Source organism: Rhizobium sp. 01T417, from assembly GCF_056398905.1.
The window spans coordinates 1-2,162 of sequence record NZ_JBFTQH010000101.1; the positions used below are offsets into that span (position 1 = coordinate 1).

Below are 2,162 nucleotides of genomic sequence, written 5' to 3' on the forward strand. Positions count from 1 at the left end.
ATCAGGCACGAAGTCACCTAGTGCGGCCGGTTTGGTCTCAGAGCGCACCTGTTTGCGCATTGTGGCGAGTTCGCCCGCATGAAATCCAGCCGACTGTGATCAGGCACGAAGTCACCTAGTGCGGCCGGTTTGGTCTCAGAGCGCACCTGTTTGCGCATTGTGGCGAGTTCGCCCGCATGAAATCCAGCCGACTGTGCGGTCCTGAGTGCAGAATAACCTACCTCGTTGTCCGAACTCAGTGAGGAGTGAAAGGGACTTGACACGAAGGGGGGATAGGAAGGCCGAAGCGCCCGCGGCCTCTCTATGCATGTGTCAAGGTAATTTCTGCCGAGCCCAGCCCAGTATCCGCGTCTTGAAAGACGACAGGCCTAAAATTCCAGGCGCTTCTATAGCCCTATAAGTGACTGAATTTTAACCAAATCTTTCCTTCGGCTGGCAAAACCGGCCGCAATTGACGTTCGAAATCGAATGTAAATTATTTTACCTTCCATCTGGAGGCGCGACCGGTGTCAATCGACCATGCCGCCAACGCGGCGGGCTCTAGGTGCCCGCGCCGCTCAGGCCGCAGCAAATCGGAGGAATAACGCATGTGATGACCGTCGGCGATCGTCGCTTCGCCGTCACCCCTGGCCGCCCCCCGAGGCCGCTCGCGCATCCGTTGCCATGTTGCCGCTGGCGCGGGGCATGAAGGAACGGAACGGCGACGAGAAGAAGAAGGAACTGCTCCACGCGCTGCCCACCGGCACGGCCGACCGGGAATACCTCCTGCTGCGGGGTACGCCCACGGTGGTCGTCTTCTAGGAGACCTTCGACTCACCCCACTCATACACCCGCCTGGACCGTGGCGATGCGCGAGCGGCGTTTGCCAAGAACTAGCTTCCGATGAAGGACGGCGAAGCCCGACGACGAACATGGGGAAGTGGCGAAGGGTTGGGCTTTCCTCGCAGCGAAGCCGGCGGGCACCACATGAATATCTGTAGCCATAATCCCCGAGTTAGTGGGGACAGTCTGACGCCGACATTGACACGGCGACTATCCGATCCGGTCCTACAAGGTAGCGATCAAGCCCCGAGCGAGGCGCGCCCCGCTTGCGCGACGTTGTTGCTGCCGACATTCTCCGCAGTATTACCACGCAATATCCGCGGGTCACGATGTCGTAGACGATGGCTGCGGGGCGCAAGCCAAACAATGGGGTTCCTAATCCAATTCGGCCGTGTCGGAGCGCTGGATGGGCCTCAGCCAATGAAAGACTTCAGCCCGGCAACCACTTTGGTAAAGAGTGATATACATGGCGATCTCAGCGCAGGAAGCGTTCGCTAGCGTTGCCGGTGAGCCCGTCAGGAGGAATTTGAATATAGGAAATATGCGAACGCTCTCCAGTGGGAAGGAAGCCAAGAGGAAGGGCGAGCCGAGTCACGTTCTTGGGCGCGCCCGCAATATTTCGCACTGCTCGAACAACGTTTATACGGCAGGGCACTAAGGCAGCACTTTTTTGCTGCTACTCGTCAAGCTGCGACGAGGCTGCAAAGAGCAGCCGCGCACCGTTTGCGATCTCAGAGACGGTGAGTTCCGTCACCGGCCCGCCCCAGGGGTCAATGTCGTAGAAGGCTTCAAAATCGACGGGAAACATGTCGCACAACGGTAACGGATAGCGGAAAGCTGGCACGGCATGAAGTTCTCCAGAAGTGTCTACCCGAAAAACCTCGACGAGGCGCTCTCGCCCCGTGTTGTCGATGCCTTTGACTACGCAGTAGCGTTGGCCTCGCCAGACCAAGGAAACGCCCGTGTATGGCGTTGTCACACCAGGTAAGCGTGTGAGCTTCAAGCACCTCTCCACTGATTCTGCAATTAGGCATGGCGCCTCTCGCAAAATCCCCTGGTCGCGTGTAGCTGGGTCCATTTGTCTGCCCCTATCCGATGGACGCATTCTAATACCGACGCGCACACGTGAGCGTTTCAAGCCATGAGAATTAGGGTGGAAGATGGATGACCCGTTTTACCCTTTTGATCACATGTTGGCGCTTGACCTCGCCTTCGCTCAAGTGGCGAACAGGGCCTCTTGTCGATGCCGCCGTCCTTACCACTGTTCGGAACACCGGCAGATCATCATTCCTGAGGCTGGCCCGGCACGAGAAGTAGGTCCAGACGACGCCGTACTCGTC

General features: G+C 58.2%; 2 protein-coding genes. Both read right to left on the reverse strand.

Annotated elements, in window-relative coordinates:
* Positions 1–1,498: 1,498 nt before the first annotated feature.
* Entirely contained in the window at positions 1,499–1,825 is a 327-nt protein-coding gene (locus AC1DPR_RS31625) for a hypothetical protein (protein ID WP_477105782.1), read from the reverse strand.
* 145 nt (positions 1,826–1,970) lie between these two features.
* A partial coding sequence (locus AC1DPR_RS31630) for a hypothetical protein (RefSeq protein WP_477817983.1) occupies positions 1,971–2,162 on the reverse strand: 192 nt, incomplete at its 5' end.